Source organism: Acidovorax sp. Leaf73 (genome assembly GCF_916855635.1).
In the GTDB taxonomy this organism is placed as follows: domain Bacteria; phylum Pseudomonadota; class Gammaproteobacteria; order Burkholderiales; family Burkholderiaceae_C; genus Acidovorax; species Acidovorax facilis.
On sequence record NZ_CAKASI010000012.1, the window covers coordinates 2,501 to 5,778 of the forward strand.

The following is a 3,278-nucleotide window of genomic DNA, read 5'->3' on the forward strand; positions in this document are numbered from 1 at the left end:
TTGATTGCGTCAAAACGAATATTCAAACCTAGTTTGAAATTCTTAAGTAATACGATGACAACTCGAAAGAGTTGAAGTTGTTTACGGCATAACGCGTCAGGTGAAAGACCTGGCAAGTCCTTGAAAGATTAGATGGCGATGTTTCGAAAGAAACGTCAAAGTTATAGGGTCAAGTGACTAAGAGCATGTGGTGGATGCCTTGGCGATTACAGGCGACGAAAGACGTGATAGCCTGCGATAAGCTTCGGGGAGCTGGCAAATAAGCTTTGATCCGGAGATTTCTGAATGGGGAAACCCACCTCGCAAGAGGTATCGCATACTGAATACATAGGTATGCGAGGCGAACCGGGTGAACTGAAACATCTCAGTAGCTCGAGGAAAAGACATCAACCGAGATTCCGAAAGTAGTGGCGAGCGAAATCGGAAGAGCCTTCTAGTGATAGCACGACTGTTAGCAAAACGGAATGGAAAGTCCGGCCATAGCAGGTGATAGCCCTGTATGCGAAAACAGACGTGTGGTACTAAGCTAGAGAAAAGTAGGGCGGGACACGAGAAATCCTGTCTGAATATGGGGGGACCATCCTCCAAGGCTAAATACTCGTAATCGACCGATAGTGAACCAGTACCGTGAGGGAAAGGCGAAAAGAACCCCGGGAGGGGAGTGAAATAGATCCTGAAACCGCATGCTTACAAAAAGTAGGAGCCCGCAAGGGTGACTGCGTACCTTTTGTATAATGGGTCAGCGACTTACATTCAGTGGCAAGGTTAACCGAATAGGGAAGCCGTAGAGAAATCGAGTCCGAATAGGGCGAATCAGTCGCTGGGTGTAGACCCGAAACCAAGTGATCTATCCATGGCCAGGATGAAGGTGCCGTAACAGGTACTGGAGGTCCGAACCGACTAGTGTTGCAAAACTAGCGGATGAGCTGTGGATAGGGGTGAAAGGCTAAACAAACTTGGAAATAGCTGGTTCTCTCCGAAAACTATTTAGGTAGTGCCTCAAGTATTACCGTCGGGGGTAGAGCACTGTTTAGGCTAGGGGGTCATGGCGACTTACCAAACCTATGCAAACTCCGAATACCGACGAGTACAGCTTGGGAGACAGAGCACCGGGTGCTAACGTCCGGACTCAAGAGGGAAACAACCCAGACCGCCAGCTAAGGTCCCTAAAATTGGCTAAGTGGGAAACGAAGTGGGAAGGCTAAAACAGTCAGGATGTTGGCTTAGAAGCAGCCATCATTTAAAGAAAGCGTAATAGCTCACTGATCGAGTCGTCCTGCGCGGAAGATGTAACGGGGCTAAGCCAGTTACCGAAGCTGCGGATGTGCAATTTATTGCACGTGGTAGGAGAGCGTTCTGTAGGCCTGTGAAGGTGTCTGGTAACGGATGCTGGAGGTATCAGAAGTGCGAATGCTGACATGAGTAGCGTTAAAGGGGGTGAAAAGCCCCCTCGCCGTAAGCGCAAGGTTTTCTACGCAACGTTCATCGGCGTAGAGTGAGTCGGCCCCTAAGGCGAGGCAGAGATGCGTAGCTGATGGGAAACAGGTCAATATTCCTGTACCGATCAATAGTGCGATGTGGGGACGGAGAAGGTTAGCTCAGCCAACTGTTGGATATGTTGGTTCAAGCCTGTAGTCGTGCCTGGTAGGCAAATCCGCCGGGCTTAGATGAGGGGTGATAACGAGTCTGCTTGCAGACGAAGTGAGTGATACCCTGCTTCCAGGAAAAGCCACTAAGCTTCAGCTATTGACGACCGTACCGCAAACCGACACTGGTGCGCGAGATGAGTATTCTAAGGCGCTTGAGAGAACTCAGGAGAAGGAACTCGGCAAATTGATACCGTAACTTCGGGAGAAGGTATGCCCCAAGTAGGTGAACCTGTACAAGGCGAGCCCAACGGGGTTGCAAAAAATCGGTGGCTGCGACTGTTTAATAAAAACACAGCACTCTGCAAACACGAAAGTGGACGTATAGGGTGTGACGCCTGCCCGGTGCTGGAAGATTAAATGATGGGGTGCAAGCTCTTGATTGAAGTCCCAGTAAACGGCGGCCGTAACTATAACGGTCCTAAGGTAGCGAAATTCCTTGTCGGGTAAGTTCCGACCTGCACGAATGGCGTAACGATGGCCACACTGTCTCCTCCTGAGACTCAGCGAAGTTGAAATGTTTGTGATGATGCAATCTCCCCGCGGAAAGACGGAAAGACCCCATGAACCTTTACTGTAGCTTTGTATTGGACTTTGAACAGATCTGTGTAGGATAGGTGGGAGGCTTTGAAGTGATGTCGCTAGATGTCATGGAGCCAACGTTGAAATACCACCCTGGTGTGTTTGAGGTTCTAACCTAGGTCCATTATCTGGATCGGGGACAGTGCATGGTAGGCAGTTTGACTGGGGCGGTCTCCTCCCAAAGCGTAACGGAGGAGTTCGAAGGTACGCTAGTTACGGTCGGACATCGTGACGATAGTGCAATGGCATAAGCGTGCTTAACTGCGAGACTGACAAGTCGAGCAGATGCGAAAGCAGGACATAGTGATCCGGTGGTTCTGTATGGAAGGGCCATCGCTCAACGGATAAAAGGTACTCTGGGGATAACAGGCTGATACCGCCCAAGAGTTCATATCGACGGCGGTGTTTGGCACCTCGATGTCGGCTCATCTCATCCTGGGGCTGTAGCCGGTCCCAAGGGTATGGCTGTTCGCCATTTAAAGAGGTACGTGAGCTGGGTTTAAAACGTCGTGAGACAGTTTGGTCCCTATCTTCCGTGGGCGCTGCAGATTTGAGGAAGCCTGCTCCTAGTACGAGAGGACCGGAGTGGACACACCTCTGGTGTATCGGTTGTCACGCCAGTGGCATTGCCGAGTAGCTAAGTGTGGAAGAGATAACCGCTGAAAGCATCTAAGCGGGAAACTCGTTTCAAGATGAGATCTGCCGGGGCCTTGAGCCCCCTAAAGAGTCGTTCAAGACCAGGACGTTGATAGGTCAGGTGTGGAAGCGCAGTAATGCGTTAAGCTAACTGATACTAATTGCTCGTGCGGCTTGACCCTATAACTTTGATAGCCAATATGCAAACCGCAAGGAATGTGTGAAAAGCTCAAAGATTGTTATGCCAAGTTGACGCAGTCAAAAGACACAAAAATCTGATTCCAAACTCTATGAATTCGCCGAGCTGTTCCTCGAACAGCCCAGCACCAAGTTATGCCTGATGACCATAGCAAGTTGGTACCACTCCTTCCCATCCCGAACAGGACAGTGAAACGACTTTGCGCCGATGATAGT

At 50.1% G+C, this 3,278-nt stretch carries 2 rRNA genes; both read left to right on the forward strand.

The features are described from left to right. Positions 1-167: 167 nt before the first annotated feature. Positions 168-3,046 (forward strand): 23S ribosomal RNA (locus tag LPA35_RS26015). 154 nt (positions 3,047-3,200) lie between these two features. After that, positions 3,201-3,278 (forward strand): 5S ribosomal RNA (gene rrf / locus LPA35_RS26020); the annotation flags it as partial.